Origin of the sequence: Pseudomonas sp. HN2 (assembly GCF_020736465.1) — a bacterium.
In the GTDB taxonomy this organism is placed as follows: Bacteria; Pseudomonadota; Gammaproteobacteria; order Pseudomonadales; family Pseudomonadaceae; genus Aquipseudomonas; species Aquipseudomonas moraviensis_A.
On the sequence record NZ_CP085885.1, the window covers coordinates 3292470 to 3309994 of the forward strand.

14 protein-coding genes are annotated in these 17525 nt (G+C 60.5%); 6 read left to right on the top strand and 8 right to left on the bottom strand.

Features of this window, described 5'->3' with window-relative positions; translation table 11 throughout:
- Nucleotides 1–22: 22 nt before the first annotated feature.
- Entirely contained in the window at nt 23–1489 is a 1467-nt protein-coding gene (locus tag LIS66_RS14240) for a hypothetical protein (protein WP_042610059.1), read from the bottom strand.
- A gap of 549 nt (nt 1490–2038) precedes the next feature.
- On the bottom strand, nt 2039–3061 hold the full coding sequence (locus LIS66_RS14245) for a zinc-dependent alcohol dehydrogenase family protein (RefSeq protein WP_064362651.1): 1023 nt from the start codon (nt 3059–3061) through the stop codon (nt 2039–2041).
- Between the two features lie 270 nt (nt 3062–3331).
- On the opposite strand from LIS66_RS14245, the gene LIS66_RS14250 reads away from it, so the two are divergent.
- Nucleotides 3332–4246: a LysR family transcriptional regulator gene (locus tag LIS66_RS14250; protein WP_042610061.1), complete on the top strand. Its 915-nt coding sequence runs from the start codon at nt 3332–3334 to the stop codon at nt 4244–4246.
- Nucleotides 4247–4252: 6 nt separating this feature from the next.
- Here LIS66_RS14250 and LIS66_RS14255 read toward each other — a convergent pair whose 3' ends face one another.
- From LIS66_RS14255 to gcvA, 3 genes are all read right to left on the bottom strand, one after another.
- A complete protein-coding gene (locus tag LIS66_RS14255; RefSeq protein WP_227972410.1) occupies nt 4253–5014 on the bottom strand; it encodes a glucose 1-dehydrogenase in 762 nt (253 codons plus the stop codon).
- Nucleotides 5015–5043: 29 nt separating this feature from the next.
- Entirely contained in the window at nt 5044–5871 is an 828-nt protein-coding gene (locus LIS66_RS14260) for a DMT family transporter (protein ID WP_065616296.1), read from the bottom strand.
- A 75-nt stretch (nt 5872–5946) separates the two neighbouring features.
- Complete coding sequence (gene gcvA / locus LIS66_RS14265; RefSeq protein WP_042610064.1) at nt 5947–6852, bottom strand: transcriptional regulator GcvA; 906 nt, start codon at nt 6850–6852, stop codon at nt 5947–5949.
- Nucleotides 6853–7061: 209 nt separating this feature from the next.
- Between gcvA and LIS66_RS14270 the strand changes: the two genes are divergently transcribed.
- The 5 genes from LIS66_RS14270 (at nt 7062) to LIS66_RS14290 (ending at nt 14028) form a co-directional block, all read left to right on the top strand.
- Entirely contained in the window at nt 7062–7409 is a 348-nt protein-coding gene (locus LIS66_RS14270) for a DUF4190 domain-containing protein (RefSeq protein ID WP_227972411.1), read from the top strand.
- Nucleotides 7410–7424: 15 nt separating this feature from the next.
- Nucleotides 7425–7877: a DUF805 domain-containing protein gene (locus LIS66_RS14275; RefSeq protein ID WP_039761551.1), complete on the top strand. Its 453-nt coding sequence runs from the start codon at nt 7425–7427 to the stop codon at nt 7875–7877.
- A gap of 272 nt (nt 7878–8149) precedes the next feature.
- Nucleotides 8150–9403: a multidrug efflux RND transporter periplasmic adaptor subunit MexE gene (gene mexE, locus LIS66_RS14280; RefSeq protein WP_039761553.1), complete on the top strand. Its 1254-nt coding sequence runs from the start codon at nt 8150–8152 to the stop codon at nt 9401–9403.
- A 15-nt stretch (nt 9404–9418) separates the two neighbouring features.
- Nucleotides 9419–12610 carry an efflux RND transporter permease subunit gene (locus LIS66_RS14285; protein ID WP_042610067.1) on the top strand — a complete coding sequence of 1064 codons (3192 nt, stop codon included), beginning with the start codon at nt 9419–9421 and terminating at the stop codon, nt 12608–12610.
- Nucleotides 12607–14028 (top strand): efflux transporter outer membrane subunit, encoded by a 1422-nt coding sequence (locus tag LIS66_RS14290; protein WP_042610068.1) that lies wholly within the window; start codon nt 12607–12609, stop codon nt 14026–14028. The genes LIS66_RS14285 and LIS66_RS14290 overlap by 4 nt, the downstream gene beginning before the upstream one ends.
- A 141-nt stretch (nt 14029–14169) precedes the next feature.
- Here LIS66_RS14290 and LIS66_RS14295 read toward each other — a convergent pair whose 3' ends face one another.
- From LIS66_RS14295 to LIS66_RS14305, 3 genes are read right to left on the bottom strand one after another with little or no spacing between them, the layout of a single operon-like run.
- Nucleotides 14170–15114 (bottom strand): biotin/lipoyl-binding protein, encoded by a 945-nt coding sequence (locus tag LIS66_RS14295; protein ID WP_416220761.1) that lies wholly within the window; start codon nt 15112–15114, stop codon nt 14170–14172.
- 25 nt (nt 15115–15139) lie between these two features.
- On the bottom strand, nt 15140–15340 hold the full coding sequence (locus tag LIS66_RS14300; RefSeq protein WP_016774855.1) for a DUF1656 domain-containing protein: 201 nt from the start codon (nt 15338–15340) through the stop codon (nt 15140–15142).
- Nucleotides 15330–17465: an FUSC family protein gene (locus LIS66_RS14305; RefSeq protein WP_227972413.1), complete on the bottom strand. Its 2136-nt coding sequence runs from the start codon at nt 17463–17465 to the stop codon at nt 15330–15332. Before LIS66_RS14305 ends, LIS66_RS14300 begins: the two co-directional genes overlap by 11 nt.
- Nucleotides 17466–17525: the final 60 nt, after the last annotated feature.

Sequence of the window (17525 nt, forward strand, 5' to 3'; positions counted from 1 at the left end):
CAACCCAACCCTTGGTTCACCGTCAGCGTTCCGTAGACCGCTCGACTCGCGAAACTGGCTCTGTCTCTCCCGGATCTGCATTTTCGCAGGCAAATTCTTCGGGCGCACAAAGCTGCACAGGTCCCATCGCATAGAGACGGATAACCAGTCTGACTGGCAACCCACTGACCTCCATGATCCATTTCAGCACTTGCTCAGGGGCATGCAGGCCTTGCAGGGCGCGGTGCAGGTCCGGCATCGCAACCAGCATGCCGGGGTGACAGTTGCGCAGGAACCGCTCGAGGCCTCTACCGCTGTCGATGAACGGTGCAAACAACAGGCACACCAACTGCGTTTCGTTCAGTCCGAAACCGTGCAAAAGGTAATCCTCCGCATGCATTCGCAGATGCTCGGGCTGCCGAACGTTGTCAAAGCACGACAGCAAATGCTCGCAGACGGACTCCGCCACCTGCTGTCGGCGCATGTCGGCCAGGGTGTTACGCAGGTAATCGTCGATTCCCGCCTCATAGGTGCGCCCCTCGATGAACCGTGCGTACAGACCCTGCACATGCGCCGAAATCAGCGGGTCGGCAAACACCGCTTCGCCTTGATACAGCGCCCGGTCATCCGGTTCAAAGCCGAGGAATTCGCCCAACAGGGGCCAGCGGTCCTCCAGCTTGCCTACCATCATGTCGTTGATGTCGATAAAACTGGTGCGCCGGCAGGCTTCGAACTCACCTTCAGGTCGCCAGGCAGTCCGGTCATCTTCAGCCCGCAGTTCGCGGTAGAAATCGTCGCCCAGCCCGTCCAGCAGCGGAAACAGCGCCTCGAATCCGCTGTGGACCAGTCCGGGACCTGCGATCGCCACTCGCTGCATCGCACGGTTGAGGCCTTCGAGGAAATGCTGCTGACTGCTCTTGGTTTCGGTACTGATCATGGCGTCGACACCATTGTTCCAGCGGGCGATCTGGCTGTAGTACTCGGCGGTGGCGAGATAGGCGTCATCCCACAATTGGGGTGCTTCGATCCAGGTCCGACAATGCCCGACCAGCAGCAGATTGATGCGACTGGCTTCACGACCGTCGTCGCTGACAGGCGTGCGGTGATCGAAGGCCAGCACCTCGCGGTTATCGACCATCAGCAACTCGACCCGAGGATCGTCATATAGAAACAGTGCACTGTAGCTGCGATGCAGGTTGTGCAGGGCAACGGGACTGTCGCCATTCCAGCGCAAGGCGGCGACGCGCAACTGGAACGTCGCAGGCGCACGGCTGGCAATCGTCAGTTGCGCTGCACGGAGCAAAGCCAGGGTGTAGCAGCTGTCACGCGAGCCGGACTGATGCACCAGCACCTTGAACTGCCCGATGTTGTCCATTCCGCCAGCAGCCACGACCAGGCGCTGAATCAGTAACTGCAACGCCGTGCGCTCGGCTCGGGAAAAGAAACTCAGCAAACGCTGCAATACTTGCTGATAGACATAGTTCATTGCCTGATCATGGATCGTGCTCATCGGTATTTACCCGGTATCAAAAGATTCATGCCACGCAAACATCACAGTGAGCGCAACAATTGGATCAATAAGTAATAGACGCTGAAATGCTAACACTTACAAAGTTGTAGTTATTTGAAACACTTCACCTGAAAAAACTGTCATGAAGGCCCGCCGGCGCGCTCAACCGCCCGTATTTGCTGGCCTTTCTCGAATCGAAAATAATCTGAGGAAACTTCCCACAGCGTCCCACGACAATTCATTACAAGAAATAGAGAAGCAACTTCCGAATCGCCCTACAGCAATTAAACAGAAATTGACGAAGCCAGCCGAGCTAGCCGTTTGATATTGCCCCGGACAAATTGAATGCACAGCCATAGCTCATTCCTTGAGATGAAAGTAATCATTCAATTATCAGCGCTTAGAGTGTGATTAGAAGATACAGATGAACAGCAAAAACCAGTTCAGTTGCTGAAATGGTCGGAGGTGCGGGATGGGGAAAGGTCTGCTGACAGGGGGAAACATAAACAAAAAAAGAGTCCGTGAGGCCACGGACTCTGATCTCCGGATCTACGCCGGCTCGACTTGCAGTGCCACCCGTTCGCGGCACGGGCATTCGTCCATGTAGCGGTGTGCTTCGACGAACTCGTTGAACGGGAATACACGGGTCTTGAGCGGAAGCAACACACGGTCAGCGGTCAACTGGTTGATGTCGCGCAAGGCACGTTGCAACGCGACGTGGTCCTGGACAATGCCCAGCTCGGGTTTGCCGGTGAAGTTGCCGATGCAGTGGACGAAGAACTGGATGTTCTTCTGAAACGCTGCGCAAGCCGGGAACGGGGTCTGATTACCGCCCTGCAGGCCATACAGGACCAGACTGCCGCGTGGCGCCAGGACATCACCAAGCAACGACATCTGCGGGCCGCCCAGGCCATCGAAAACCACATCGACGCCACGGTTGTCGGTGATCTTGTTGATGCGCATCAACAGATCTTCCTCTTCGGTGACGATGACTTTTTCCGCACCGAGGGACAGCAGGTACTCGCGTTCCTCCGCCGATTTGGTCGCCGCGATCACTCGCACACCCAGCGCTTTACCGAGCTGGACAAACGAGGGGCCGGCGCAGTGGCTGGCATCCGTCACCAGGGCAAATTGCCCGGGTTTGACCCGCGCCAGATCGGCATAGGCAAAGTAGGCAATCAGCAGCGGCGTGTAATGCACGCTGGCTTCGATCGGGCTGAGCACATCCGGATAACGGGTCAGCGCCGTACGCGGCAGGACGATGGACTCGCCGTACACCGGATAGTCGTTCGGGCTTTCCGCCGGAAAACTGGCCACTTTGTCACCGACGGACAGGTCGTCTACATCAGCGCCCACGGCAGTGACCACACCGGCCATTTCGTGACCGAGGCCCGATGGCAGACGTGCCTGGGACGACGCCAGATTCTGACGCCACAGGGTGTCGTACCAACTGATGCCGATCGCCTCGACACGCACCTGCACTTCGCCAGGACCTGGCTGAGCGGCCGCATGCTCTTCGCATTTGAGCACCTCGGCCGGACCAAACTTGTGAAAACGGATCGTGCGTGACATCGCAAACCTCGTCAAAGTAACCTCTAATGCCATGAACTCTATCTGGGCTTTTGACCCAAGACCATCAGTGGCTATTAATAGTCGACATGCCTGTCATTGATTCCGCAGCAGGAGCGGCATTGGCAAAATCCATGAAAAAAGGCCTGCCACCGTCGCAGTAAAGCTGAATTTTCCGGTGCAGAGTACCAGCCTTTCCCCGTAAGATTCATGCCGGCCATTGTTCTCATATGGCCGCCCTCGTCAAGTTTGATGACTCTGCCAGGACTCCAGATGAATCGTAATGACCTGCGTCGTGTCGACCTGAACCTGCTGATCGTGTTCGAAACATTGATGCACGAACGCAGTGTGACTCGGGCCGCGGAAAAATTGTTCCTCGGCCAACCCGCCATCAGCGCGGCGTTATCGCGCCTGCGCAGCCTGTTTGACGATCCATTGTTTGTCCGCACCGGCCGCAGCATGGAACCGTCCGCGCGCGCCGTGGAAATCTTCGCCCTGCTCTCTCCTGCACTTGATTCGATCTCGACCGCCGTCAGTCGTGCCGCCGAATTTGACCCGGCGACCAGCACGTCAGTGTTTCGCATCGGCTTGTCCGACGATGTTGAGTTCGCGCTGCTGCCGATGCTGCTCAAGCGCCTGCGCGCCGAAGCACCGGGCATCGTCCTCGTGGTGCGGCGCGTCAACTACATATTGATGCCGGGCCTACTGGCCTCCGGCGAGATTTCGATCGGCGTCAGCTACACCACCGACCTGCCGGCCAACGCCAAGCGCAAGGTCCTGCGCCGCAGCGCACCGAAGCTGCTGCGTGCCGACACCGTTCCGGGGCCGCTGAGCCTCGACGACTACTGCGCCCGACCGCACGCACTGGTGTCGTTCGCTGGCGACCTCAGTGGTTTTGTCGACGAAGAACTGGAAAAGCTGGGGCGCAAACGCCATGTGGTGCTGGCGGTGCCACAGTTCAACGGATTGGGCACGCTGCTGGCGGGAACCGATATTGTCGCGACCGTCCCCGATTACACCGCTGAGGCACTGACGGCAGCCGGCGGTCTGCGTGCTGAGGATCCGCCACTGCCGACGCGTACGTTTGAATTGCATATGGCCTGGCGCGGGTCGCAGGATAACGACCCGGGAGAGCGGTGGTTAAGGTCGCGGATTCAGATGTTTTTTGGCGACCCGGATAGCCTGTAGCCGGACCTACTTGCCCCCCGTCACATCCAGAAATGTCCCGGTGACAAACGAGGCCTCTGCGCTGGCCAGCCACAAGATGGCCCGCGCTACCTCTTCCGGCTGTCCGCCCCGACCCATCGGGATCGAATCCTTGACGCGATCAACCCGACCCGGTTCGCCGCCGCTGGCGTGCATGTCGGTATAGATGTGCCCCGGGCGAATGCAGTTGACCCGAATTCCTTCCCGCGCGACTTCCTTGGCAAAGCCGATGGTGAAGGTTTCCAGCGCGCCTTTCGATGCTGCGTAGTCGACGTATTCATTCGGACTGCCCAGCCGGGCCGAGGCAGACGAAATGTTGATCACCACGCCGCCCGCTCCGCCGTGGCGCTGAGACATGCGCTTCACCGCCTGCTGCGCGCACAGGATCGGTCCCAGAGCATTGACCGCGAAAATGCGCTGCATGCGTTCGAAGCTCAGGTCTTCCATGCGTGACTGTTTCGCCAGCACACCAGCGTTATTCACCAGAACGTCGATGCGCCCGAATGATCGATCGATGGCCGCGAACAGTTCAGCGACCTGCTGCGGGTCAGCACTGTCAGCACGCACGGCCAGCGCCTTGCGCCCCAATGCTTCAACATCGGCCGCCACTGCCAGCGCGGCGGACTCGTTGGCAACGTAGCTGATGGCAACGTCGTAGCCTTGTGCTGCGGCGAGTCGGGCGGTGGCGGCGCCCACTCCGCGACTGCCGCCGGTGATCAGAATCAGCTGTGCTTGCGAGGCCTTATCCATGTGACGTTCTCCTGAACAGTTGGGCTGTGTCAGCCGATGATGATGGCGCCGCAGGCGATGACCACGCACGCCAGCATTCGGCGGACGGTGAGCTTTTCGCCGAGGAACAAATAGCCGAGCAACGCAGCGAACAGCACGCTGGTTTCGCGCAGGGCCGATACCGCGCCCAGTGGCGCTTCGTTCATGGCGTAGATGACGATTGCGTAGGCCAGCAGCGAGACCAGCCCGCCGACCACCGCGGTTAGCATTCCGGGCCGCACGGAAAACAGGCTACGGGCGTCGCGCAGGGCGATATAGACCACCGGCATCAACACGCCCCACAGGGCACTCATCCACACCGTGTACGCGAGTGGCGCTCCGGAAAGCCTGGCGCCAATGCCATCGACGACGCTATAGGCGGCAATGAAGCACCCGGTGCCCAGCGCATAAGGCAAGCTCGGCACCGACAGGCTGCGTCCCCGAAACGCCAGCGAAATAATCCCCCCGGACACCAGGCCAATGCCGAGCAGCTCAGCGGGAGTGATGGTTTCGCCGGCAAATAGTGCGGCGCCGAGGGTAATCAGCGCCGGCGACGAACCGCGGGAAATCGGGTAGATTTGCCCTAGATCGCCAACCCGATAGCTGCGCACCAGAAACAGGTTGTAGCCGACATGCAGCAATGCCGAGAGCAGCGCATAACCCCAGCTCTCAGGTGCAGGCGGGGCCATGAAAACGGCGGCGACGGCGCAGACGATGGCGATGGCGACGCACATCATCGTCATCGACCAGAGCCGATCGGCGCCGCCGCGCAGCAGCGCGTTCCAGCTGGCATGCAGGAGCGCGGCGAACAGGACGAGGAGTACGAGATGAATAGGCATGGCGCATTCTAGGCATCCCCGGCGCCGGTGTTACAGAGAAGTCTGCTCATTACACCATGAGCAAAAGCTCATACTTCACAGTTGTGCGCTCTGCACCTTCAACGCTTCCCCAAGCAACCATTGGCGAAATCTGAGGATGTGCGGCTGGGCTTCGATGCCTTTGGGGCAGACGAAATAGTAGGCAAGCGGCGATGGGAAAGGCACGTCGAACAGCCTCACCAGGCGACCGTCGCCGATTTCATTCTCGACATGGCCGCTGCGCACCAGCGCCACGCCCTGGCCGAGCAACGCGGCTTCCACCGTCATGTTGGTGTCGCCGAACCTGACGCTCTCGCGCAGCGGCGAAAACCCGAGACCGATGGATTGAAACCACACCTCCCATTTTGGCACCAGCTCGGCGCCGTCGCGGGTCAGCAAGGGCATTTGCAGCAACTCTGCGGGACTGCCCGGCATGCCGACGCGCTGCAGCAGTTCGGGACTTGCCACGGGAAACACCTGCTCGCCAAACAGGAACTCCGTGTACAGACCGGGATAATTGCCTTTGCCCAAGCGGATCGCGACGTCGGCTTCGCCGTTGGCGAAATGGATGATCTTGTCCGTGGTGTCCAGTGACACCAGCAATTCCGGATGCTGGCGTGACAGGCTCGGCAAGCGTGGCAGCAACCACTTCAAGGCAAAGGAGTAGGTGGTGCTGACGCGCAGCCGCACCCTGCCCTTCTGTTCGCGCAAATCGTCCAGCGTCGCCTCCAGACTGATGAAAAACTCGCGCACGATCGGCGCCAGCGTAGCCCCCGCTGCTGTGAGGCGTAACGCCTTGCCGCGCTCGAACAACTGCAGCCCCCACAAATCCTCCAGATGTCGCAGCTGATGACTGACTGCGCTCTGGGTTACGTGCAATTCCTGCGCGGCCGCGGTGAACGTCGGGTGTCGGGTGGCGACTTCAAAAGCGCGCAGCGTCGCGGTCGGGGGCAGGTCTCGCATACAGAAGGGTTCCGGAGATGGGCGAAGGATCGGAGCATGAGTCTCCACTCATGTTAGAGCGAAATGCCACTCTTTTCAGGGAGACGTGGCTGGTCACACTGCCATAACGCGATGATGGCAAAGAGCCGTGACAAATCGCGCGATAGAGATTAAATTACCGCCGCCCCGCCGATGGAGGGTCGGGCATTCGCATTCAGTTAAGGAAAACGATGGCAATGGTCTATTGTCGTGCTTGCACCAAGGAGCTCCATGAGACGGCGCTCACCTGCCCCCAATGCGGGGCGAGCCAACAGGCCTTTGTGCCATCTTCGCAAGCCGGGATTCCCTGGCTGGCCATCGTTTCGCTGATCTTCGGAATTATCTGCGCTATCACTCTGTTTGATGATTCCGATTGGGACTTCGAAACGATCCTCGGCGTCGGACTGTTCAGCGTCGCAGGTCTGGCTTGCGGCATCATCTGCATCAACGAAAAACACCCCGGAAGAAACCTCGCGATTGCCGGCATCATATTGTCAGGCCTGACCGCGCTGGTTCTCTTCTGTCTATCGATCCAATAATTTTAGGGAAAAAATATGAGCATGGTTTACTGCCGCGGTTGCGCCAAGGAAATCAGTACGCTGGCGCTGGCGTGCCCTCAGTGCGGCGCGCCTCAGGCAGCTCCGCAGGCCTACCCAAGCGGCCCTGCCATCACGACAGGCAACCCTTACCTTGAGGCGTTGAAGAATTACGCCGTGTTCAACGGTCGCGCCACGCGCCGTGAATACTGGTTGTTCTTCCTGATCAACATGGGCGTCGCGTTCGTGGTGGGCTTCATTGACGGCTTTGCCAACACTGGTGGCGTGCTGCAAGGCCTTTATAATCTGGCGCTGCTGATCCCGAGCATTGCTGTCGGCGTGCGCCGTATGCACGACACGGATCGCAGTGGCTGGTGGTTGCTGCTGCCGATCGTCAACATCGTTTTCCTGGCGCAGGACAGCCAGCCTGGGCCGAACCGTTTCGGTGCCAATCGCAAAGGCATCAACTGACACAACGGCAACACGCTGACCGGAACGGCCTTCATGGCCGTTTCTTCATTTATGGCCAAGGATTTTCAATTGCGGTGAATCATTGCGAATCGCGCAACACAGAATTGCCTTGAGGCCGATTGATAGGCACCTAACGAAAGGTGCATGCTAGAGGGCTGTCTCGGCGCTTATATCATTCCGAATGATAGTTACCTTCGCTTCATTCGATTCGTGCCATCACACCCCCGCCGAGCATCATCCGCCCATCTTCAATACTTCGGCGGATTGCATCCATGGAACAATCACTCAAACATTTGCGCTTCCCGTTGGCCATGCTGGCCGTACTGGTGATGAGCGCCTGCGGCAAAACTCCGGAGACTGCCGGCGCCCCGCCCGCTGCCAAAGTCAGCGTAGCCAAGGTGCTGGAACAACCGGTCAACGAGTGGGATGAATTTACCGGGCGTCTCGAAGCGCCGGAAACCGTAGAGATCCGGCCACGGGTTTCGGGCCAGATCGATCAGGTCGCCTTCACCGAAGGCGCACTGGTCAAGAAAGGTGACCTGCTGTTCCAGATCGACCCGCGTCCGTTCCAGGCCGAGGTACGCCGCCTCGAAGCCTTGGTCGCCCAAGCCCGCGCCACCGCCACTCGCAGCGAAAACGAAGCAGCTCGCGGTGAACGCCTGCGCACCAGCAACGCCATTTCCGCTGAACTGGCCGACTCGCGCACCAGCGCCGCCCAAGAGGCCCGCGCCGCCGTCGGTGCTCTGCAAGCACAACTGGACCTGGCCAAACTGAACCTGAGCTTCACCCGCGTTACCGCACCGATCAGTGGCCGCGTCAGCCGCGCCGAAATCACTGCCGGCAACCTGGTGACCGCCGACACCACTGCGCTGACCAGCGTCGTCTCCACCGACAAGGTCTACGCCTACTTCGACGCCGACGAACGCGTGTTCCTCAAATACACCCAACTGGCCCGTAACGGCCAGCGCGGCGCAACCACGCCGGTGTACATGGGCCTGTCCAACGAGGACGGCAACCCGCACCTGGGCCAGATGAACTTCGTCGACAACCAGGTCAATCCGAAAACCGGCACCATCCGTGGTCGCGCCGTGTTCGACAACGCTGACGGCACCTACACCCCGGGCCTCTATGCACGACTGAAACTGGTCGGCAGCGGCACCTATAACGCCATGTTGATCAACGACGAAGCCGTTGGCACTGACCTGGGCAAGAAGTTCGTGCTGGTGATGGATGGCGACAACAAGACCGCCTACCGCGCCGTCGAGCTCGGTCCGAAGATCGAAGGCCTGCGCATCGTTCGCAACGGTCTGAACAAGGACGACACCATCATCGTCAAGGGGCTGCAGCGGGTTCGTCCCGGCTCTCCGGTTACCCCTGAAGTGATTCCGATGGCCAGCGAGCAGACCCTCGCCGCCCTTGCTCAACAACGTCAAGCGCTGGAAGCCAGCAACCTGCCCAAAGTTGCCCCTGCCAAGGGCGCATCGGGTTCGGCTGCGAAGCTGGCTGCTACGACCCCACGCGGTTAAGGGACGACAACTCCGATGAATTTTTCCCAATTCTTCATTTCCCGGCCGATCTTCGCAGCGGTGCTCTCGCTGTTGATCCTGATCGCCGGTGCGATCTCGCTGTTCCAGTTGCCGATCAGTGAATACCCGGAAGTCGTGCCGCCGACCGTGGTCGTGCGCGCCAACTTCCCGGGCGCCAACCCAAAGGTCATCGGTGAAACCGTGGCTGCTCCGCTGGAGCAGGCGATCACGGGTGTCGAGAACATGCTGTACATGTCCTCGCAATCGACCGCTGACGGCAAGATCACCCTGACCATCACCTTCGCTCTGGGCACTGACCTGGACAACGCGCAGGTGCAGGTGCAGAACCGGGTGACCCGAACCGAGCCGAAGCTTCCCGAGGAAGTGACGCGCATCGGTATCACCGTCGACAAGGCTTCGCCCGACCTGACCATGGTTGTGCACTTGACCTCGCCGGACAAGCGCTACGACATGCTTTATCTGTCCAACTACGCGATCCTCAACATCAAGGACGAGCTCGCTCGCCTGGGTGGTGTCGGTGACGTGCAACTGTTCGGTATGGGTGACTACTCGCTGCGAGTCTGGCTCGACCCGAACAAGACCGCTTCGCGCAATCTGACCGCGACCGATGTGGTCACCGCCATTCGCGAGCAAAACCGTCAGGTCGCCGCCGGTCAACTGGGCGCGCCCCCTGCTCCGACCGCGCAAAGCTTTCAGCTGTCGGTCAACACTCAGGGCCGTCTGGTCTCCGAGGAAGAGTTCGAGAACATCGTCATTCGCTCTGGCGACGACGGGGAGATCACCCGCCTCAAAGACATCGCTCGCGTCGAACTCGGCTCCAGTCAATACGCCCTGCGTTCGTTGCTGAACAACCAGCCAGCCGTAGCGATCCCGATCTTCCAGCGTCCGGGCTCCAATGCCATCGACATTTCCAACGAAGTGCGCGGCAAGATGGAAGAGCTGAAGAAAGGCTTCCCGCAGGGCATGGACTACAGCATCGTTTATGACCCGACGATCTTCGTCCGCGGTTCGATCGAGGCAGTGGTTCACACTCTGTTCGAAGCGCTGATCCTCGTAGTACTGGTGGTGATTCTGTTCCTGCAGACCTGGCGCGCTTCGATCATTCCGTTGGTCGCGGTGCCGGTATCGTTGATCGGTACGTTTGCGGTCATGCACCTGTTCGGATTTTCGCTCAACGCCCTATCGCTGTTTGGCCTGGTACTGGCCATCGGTATCGTGGTCGACGACGCCATCGTGGTGGTGGAGAACGTCGAACGGAACATCGAACTCGGACTGACGCCGGTCGAAGCCACCAAACGTGCCATGCGCGAAGTGACCGGGCCGATCATCGCAACGGCACTGGTGTTATGTGCGGTGTTTGTTCCGGCGGCGTTCATTTCCGGCCTCACCGGGCAGTTCTACAAACAGTTCGCACTGACCATCGCCATCTCGACCGTGATCTCGGCGTTCAACTCGCTGACCCTGTCGCCCGCGCTGGCCGCTGTGTTGCTGAAAAGCCACGACGCGCCGAAAGACCGCTTCTCGAAAGTGCTCGACAAGATCTTCGGGGGCTGGCTGTTCCGTCCGTTCAACCGCTTCTTCGACCGCGCCAGCCATGGCTACGTCGGCACCGTGCGCCGGGTCATCCGCGGCAGCGGCATCGCTCTGCTGCTGTACGCAGGCCTGATGGTGCTGACCTTCTTCGGTTTCTCCAGCACGCCGACCGGTTTCGTACCGGGCCAGGACAAGCAATACCTGGTGGCCTTCGCGCAATTGCCGGACGCCGCGAGCCTGGATCGCACCGAAGACGTGATCAAGCGCATGTCCGACCTCGCGCTGAAACAGCCAGGCGTGGAAAGCGCCGTAGCGTTCCCGGGCCTGTCGATCAACGGCTTCACCAACAGCCCGAACGCCGGCATCGTCTTCGTGACCCTGAAACCGTTCGACGAGCGTAAAGACCCGAGCATGTCCGCCGGCGCGATTGCCGGTGCCTTGAACGGTCAGTACGCGAACATTCAGGAAGCGTACATGGCGATCTTCCCGCCACCGCCGGTACAGGGCCTGGGCACCATTGGTGGTTTCCGCCTGCAAATCGAAGACCGGGGCAACCTGGGCTACGACGAGCTGTACAAAGAAACCATGAACATCATCAACAAGAGCCACAACGTGCCGGAACTGGCCGGTCTGTTCACCAGCTACACGGTGAACGTGCCGCAGGTCGATGCCGCCATCGACCGGGAGAAAGCCAAGACCCACGGCGTGGCCGTCAGCGACATCTTCGACACCCTGCAGATCTACCTGGGTTCGCTGTATGCCAACGACTTCAACCGCTTCGGGCGTACCTATCAGGTCAACGTTCAGGCCGAACAACAGTTCCGTCTTGAATCCGATCAGATCGGTCAGTTGAAAGTACGCAACAACAAAGGCGAAATGATCCCGCTGGCGACCTTCATCAAGGTCAGCGACACCTCCGGCCCGGATCGGGTAATGCACTACAACGGCTTCATCACCGCGGAAATCAACGGTGCCGCAGCCCCCGGCTACAGCTCGGGCCAGGCGGAAAAAGCCATCGAGAAACTGCTCAAGGAAGAACTTCCGAACGGCATGACCTACGAATGGACCGACCTGACCTACCAGCAGATTCTGTCCGGCAACACCGCGCTGTTCGTGTTCCCGCTCTGCGTACTGCTGGCGTTCCTGGTACTCGCCGCGCAATACGAAAGCTGGAGCCTGCCACTGGCAGTGATCCTGATCGTACCGATGACCCTGCTGTCGGCCATCACCGGTGTGATCATTTCCGGCGGTGACAACAACATCTTCACCCAGATCGGCTTGATCGTACTGGTGGGACTTGCCTGCAAGAACGCGATTCTGATCGTCGAGTTCGCCAAGGACAAACAGGAAGAAGGCCTCGACCCGCTCGCCGCGGTTCTGGAAGCCTGCCGCCTGCGTCTGCGGCCGATCCTGATGACCTCCTTCGCGTTCATCATGGGGGTGGTGCCACTGGTGTTCTCCAGCGGTGCCGGTGCCGAGATGCGTCACGCCATGGGTGTGGCGGTGTTCTCCGGGATGCTTGGGGTGACCTTCTTCGGTCTGCTGCTGACGCCGGTGTTCTACGTGCTGATCCGTAACTTCGTTGAACGCAGTGAGCAGCGCAAAGCGGCCAAGGCACACACTCTTCAAAAGCCACTGGAGGCGCACCAATGAGTCTGAAAGTCTTCCTGCCGAGTCTGCTGGTGCTGGCCCTCAGCGCCTGCGCCGTCGGCCCCGACTACAAGACCCCAGCCACGGAGGCGGCCAACATCACGACCGCCACCGACGGCGCCGCCGGGCAAAAGAACTTCGACCGTTCGAAATTCGAAGGCATCTGGTGGCAGCAATTCGACGACCCGACCCTCAACCAGTTGGTAAGTCAGTCGTTGCAAGGCAACCGTGAACTGCGCGTGGCGTTCGCCCGCTGGAAAGCCGCCCGGGCGATCCGCGACGACGCCAGCAACGATGCGATGCCGACCATCACCAGCCGCGCCAGCAGTGACTTGGGCAAAGGCCAGATTCCCGGCCAGACCACCGACCGGGTCAATAGCGAACGCTATGACCTGGGTCTGGACATGGCCTGGGAGCTCGACCTGTTCGGGCGCATCCAGCGCAATCTGGAAGCCAGCGACGCCGACCAACAGGCTGCCGAAGCCGATCTGTACCAGTTGCAAGTCACCATGATTGCCGAACTGGTCGACGCCTACGGTCAACTGCGCGGCGCCCAGCTGCGGGAAAAAATCGCCGTGGCCAACCTCAACAACCAGGAGGAGTCGCGCAAGATCACCATCAGCCTGCGTGATGCCGGTGTCGGTGATCAGCTCGATGTCGAGCGCGCCGATGCGCGTCTGGCCAACGTCGAAGCCACCGTGCCGCAGTTGCAGGCGGAACAGGTCCGGCAGAAAAACCGTATTGCCACCCTGCTCGGTGAACGCCCGGACAAACTGACCGTGGATCTGAGTCCGAAAGACTTGCCGGCGATTGCCAAAGCGCTGCCGATCGGTGATCCGGGTGAACTGCTGCAACGTCGTCCCGACATCCTCAGCGCCGAGCGGCAACTGGCTTCGGCCACTGCGCGCATCGGCGTGGCCAAAGCCGACCTGTTTCCCCGGGTCAGCCTCAGCGGCTTCCTCGGCTGGACGGCGGGGCGCGGCTCGCAGATCGGTTCCTCGGCGGCCAACGCCTGGGCGCTCGGCCCGAGTATTACCTGGGCTGCGTTTGACCTCGGCAGCGTCCGCGCTCGTCTGCGTGGCGCTGACGCCGATGCCGAAGGCGCACTGGCCAACTACGAGCAGCAAGTGCTGCTGGCCCTGGAAGAATCGGAAAACGCTTTCAGTGATTACGGCAAACGTCAGCAACGCTTGATTTCGCTCATTCGTCAGAGCGAATCCAGCCGCAAGGCTGCCGATCTGGCGGAAATCCGCTATCGCGAAGGCACCACCGACTTCCTCGTCCTGCTCGACGCCCAGCGTGAACGTCTGAACGCCGAAGACAGTCAGGCCCAGGCCGAAGTTGAGCTGTATCGCGGCATTGTCGCGATCTACAAGGCCCTTGGCGGTGGCTGGCAACCGGAGACGGTCGCCAGCCAGTAAAGATTGTTAAAGAGCTCCTTTGGTTGGCCGCAACCAACCAATTTTTTTGCCCCGCGTATCATTCGGTCGCGGGGTTTTTTTATGCCCTTGAGCAGCGCTTGAATTCCTTGTCGGAGCGAGCCTGCTCGCTCCCACAGTGGTTCATGGGCGGTCTTGAAATTTGTGATCCTCCAGGACCGTCACTGTGGCCGTCGTGCCCGCGCGCAGGCGGTTCTTGCCGGCAAAATCACCATCAATGCCAATGCGCACCGGCACCCGCTGCGCCAGTTTCACCCAGGTGTAGCTCGGGTTGATGTTCGCCAGCAGTCGACTGCCCGGCGCGTTCTCGCGGTCGGCAATGGCGAAGGCGATGCTTTCTACCGTGCCACCGAAGCTCTCGCCGCTCATCAACTGAATGCGCACCCGGTCGCCCTCCTCGATTCGCGGCAGCTTGGTTTCTTCGAAATAACCGCTGACGTAGAACGAATCACTGTCGACCAGCGCCAGCAGTGCTCCGCCTGCCTGCGCGTAGTCACCCTGGCGGGTCAGCAGGTTGGTCACGTAACCGCTGACCGGCGATTCGACACGCGTGCGCTGCAGATCCAGTTCGGCTTGAGTCAGCGCGGCAATCGCCAGTTGCACATTGGCCTCAGCCAGCCCGAGGTTGGCCTGATTGCGCAACAGATCCGCCTGGGCAACCGCCACGTCGGTGCTGGATTTCTCCCACTCCTCACCGGAAATCGCGAAGCCTTGCTTCAGCGTGCGTCGCCGACGTTCTTCGCTCTGGCGTTGTTTGAGCAGGGCTTCACTGGCGACGATCGCCGCTTGCGATTGCCCCAGCGAAGCCTTGGACACTTCCACCGAACGCCGGGCATGCTCGACCGCCAATTGATAGCGCGCCGGATCGATCTCCAGCAGCAATTGGCCCTTGTCGACATGCTGGTTGTCCTGCACCGCCAGTTTGACGATACGCCCCGAAACATCTGCCGACAGCGTCACCACATCCGCCCTCACCCGGGCATCCCGCGTCCACGGCGCGCGGGTGTAATACTCCCAGGCGAACCAGCCAAGGACGATCGCCAGGATCACCACGGCCAGGGTCATCATTCGTGCAACTAGCGCTTTCAAGACATCAGGCTCCCATCAACAGAATCAGCGTGGCACAGACACAGGCGTACAGCGCGCCCTCGAACAGCGCTTCATGCCAGACCAGGCGCAGTACGCCCAGGCGCCGCAGGCACCAGTCCAGCAACATGAAAATTGGAATCGCCAGTAACAGCGCTTGGGCAATCGGCGGCAGATAGACGCCGCCAATCTCGAAATCAATGGGCAAGTTGCGGTTCTCCTTGCAGAACTTGAGGTTGCAGATGCTCGCCGTGGCGCTCGAGGAACGACACCACAATCAGCAGCGCCACGCGCATACGGAACACCGACCATAAATGTTCGTGACTGTCGGCGTGCAGCTCGTCCAGCTCCTCTCCGAGTTGGTGCAGCGTGGCAAGCAGTGCGGCGAGTTGCACATCACCGCGTCCGGCAACCAGGCGACCGGTTTTGCGTAACGCCGACGCCAGGCGCTGGCCGAACGCGTCGGTGAGCAATCCATTGTTCAAAGCCTGCTGCCGCAGTTGATGCATGGCGACGCCCACGGCCACGCAAGCCAGACTGATTTCGTACAGGCGCTGCATGGCGCGGTCGTTCGCCGCTGGGAGCAGGCCGAGCATGCTGGTCAGGCGATCGGTCATCCGACTCTCGAAGGCGAATTGTTGTTCATCGGTCGCCGGCATTTTGCTGAGCTGGTACACCTGCTCCCGCGCTTCGCCGTACAAACGGCGAATGCGCAAGTCCGGGCGGAAGGGAAAGATCAGTGCATAGACGATCAGGGCCAGCATCGCTGCACTGACATAAGCGCCGGCAAATTCGAACCATTGGATCGCCGTGTTCTGCCCGGTGCCGGTATTTTGCGGTCCGAGCATGAGAAAGCTCGACAGGCCGAGGCCCATGCCTATCCCGGCGGTGGCCGGACTGGAAATGCCCACGGCAATGGCATACAGCAGCGGCGCGAGCAGCAAGGCGAGCATCTCGAAATCACTGATCGCCGGCACCAGCATGAACTGATAGAACGCCGACACCACCAGCGCCAGGCCCAGGCCCCGCGCATAGCTTTGCGCAGCCATCAGCGGACGCGGGAAGGTCGCCATCAGCGAGCAGAGAATCCCCACCAGAATCATCCCGCCCCGGGCGCCATCCCACGCGGTTTCGATCCAGATCAGCCCGCTGACCAGAAGCGCGGTAAAAGCGCGAATTGCGTTCATCGAGGCCAGGGTGAAATCCAGGTGCAACGGACTGCTCTGGCCGCGATACAGACAACTGGCCGGGCGCCCTTCCTGTATGGCGTCGCTCAGTTCGAGAATCTGGTCGAGTTGCTGCAGCAGCCGCGCCTGCTCCCAACGCAACGCCCAAGCTAGTGAACGGAGGGTCGCGCTCATGTTCTCGGTCTGCTGCTCGGCCTTGTAGGCCAAGGCTTCGAACTGTTGCTGCAACGTGACGAAGCGCTGCCGATCGGCGCCAGACAGCGCGCGACCCTGTTGCGCCAATTGCTCCAGCAATGCCAGTTCCTCGGCCCGCAGTTGCTGAACCTCCAGCGGCAGATCGCCCTCCCAGCGCTCGATGAGCAATTCGCGTTGATGCCGCAGCGCGGTCAGTCGCGACGTCAGCAACATCAGCTGATTGCCGAGCAGCAATACCAGGTTGTCGGCACTGCGCAGACGCGGCGCATCGAAATACAAATGGCGCCGCAACCCTTCCAGTGCGCTGATTTCACCGAGCAGTTGCATCTGCCGACGCTGGAACTCGGCTTCGCCTTCTTCCGTGCGAAGCACCTCGGCGGCGTGACTGGCCGCCAGTTTGATCACCTGATCGATTTTGGCGAAATAGCCCTTGGCGACCGCTTCAGGCCGGGCCGTCAGCAAGCTGACCACGCACACGCAGGCCACCGCCAGCAGGGTTTCGGTGACTCGGGTGACGGCGAGCAAAAAGGTGCCGTCCTGATCCGGAATCGCCAGCAACGCCACAACCACTGCGGTGTAGCCACTGAGCACGAACGCCTGGGAGCTGGTGTAGCGCAACAACGTGCCGCCGGCCGTGCACAGCGCCAGCCACAACGCCAATGTGGTAATGAACGGCAGCGGCGCCTGAGGAAATATCGCCATGATCAGCACTGCCACCGCCGCACCCACGGTGGTGCCGATCACCTGACCGAAACTGCGCGCCAGCGCCATCCCCGCCAGTGGCTGGCTGACAATCACCACCGCCATGATCGACCATTTCGGCTGTTCGAGATCGAAAATGAACGCCAGATAAAGGGTCAACAGCCCGGCGGCGATGGTCCGCAGGGCAAACAGCAAAACAGCCTGACCAGGATGGATCAAAGCCTTGAAATAGGTGAACAGCGCTGACATGGGCACACTCTTTAAAACGACTTCTGCAAGCGTAGACACTGCCACAAAAGCCTGACGGAT

Bases quoted from the DNA above. Each gene is read 5' to 3' on its own strand.
- LIS66_RS14240 (WP_042610059.1), bottom strand. From the start codon at position 1,489: ATGAGCACGATCCATGATCAGGCAATGAACTATGTCTATCAGCAAGTA.
- LIS66_RS14245 (WP_064362651.1), bottom strand. From the start codon at position 3,061: ATGTCACGCACGATCCGTTTTCACAAGTTTGGTCCGGCCGAGGTGCTC.
- LIS66_RS14250 (WP_042610061.1), top strand. From the start codon at position 3,332: ATGAATCGTAATGACCTGCGTCGTGTCGACCTGAACCTGCTGATCGTG.
- LIS66_RS14255 (WP_227972410.1), bottom strand. From the start codon at position 5,014: ATGGATAAGGCCTCGCAAGCACAGCTGATTCTGATCACCGGCGGCAGT.
- LIS66_RS14260 (WP_065616296.1), bottom strand. From the start codon at position 5,871: ATGCCTATTCATCTCGTACTCCTCGTCCTGTTCGCCGCGCTCCTGCAT.
- gcvA (WP_042610064.1), bottom strand. From the start codon at position 6,852: ATGCGAGACCTGCCCCCGACCGCGACGCTGCGCGCTTTTGAAGTCGCC.
- LIS66_RS14270 (WP_227972411.1), top strand. From the start codon at position 7,062: ATGGCAATGGTCTATTGTCGTGCTTGCACCAAGGAGCTCCATGAGACG.
- LIS66_RS14275 (WP_039761551.1), top strand. From the start codon at position 7,425: ATGAGCATGGTTTACTGCCGCGGTTGCGCCAAGGAAATCAGTACGCTG.
- mexE (WP_039761553.1), top strand. From the start codon at position 8,150: ATGGAACAATCACTCAAACATTTGCGCTTCCCGTTGGCCATGCTGGCC.
- LIS66_RS14285 (WP_042610067.1), top strand. From the start codon at position 9,419: ATGAATTTTTCCCAATTCTTCATTTCCCGGCCGATCTTCGCAGCGGTG.
- LIS66_RS14290 (WP_042610068.1), top strand. From the start codon at position 12,607: ATGAGTCTGAAAGTCTTCCTGCCGAGTCTGCTGGTGCTGGCCCTCAGC.
- LIS66_RS14295 (WP_416220761.1), bottom strand. From the start codon at position 15,114: ATGATGACCCTGGCCGTGGTGATCCTGGCGATCGTCCTTGGCTGGTTC.
- LIS66_RS14305 (WP_227972413.1), bottom strand. From the start codon at position 17,465: ATGTCAGCGCTGTTCACCTATTTCAAGGCTTTGATCCATCCTGGTCAG.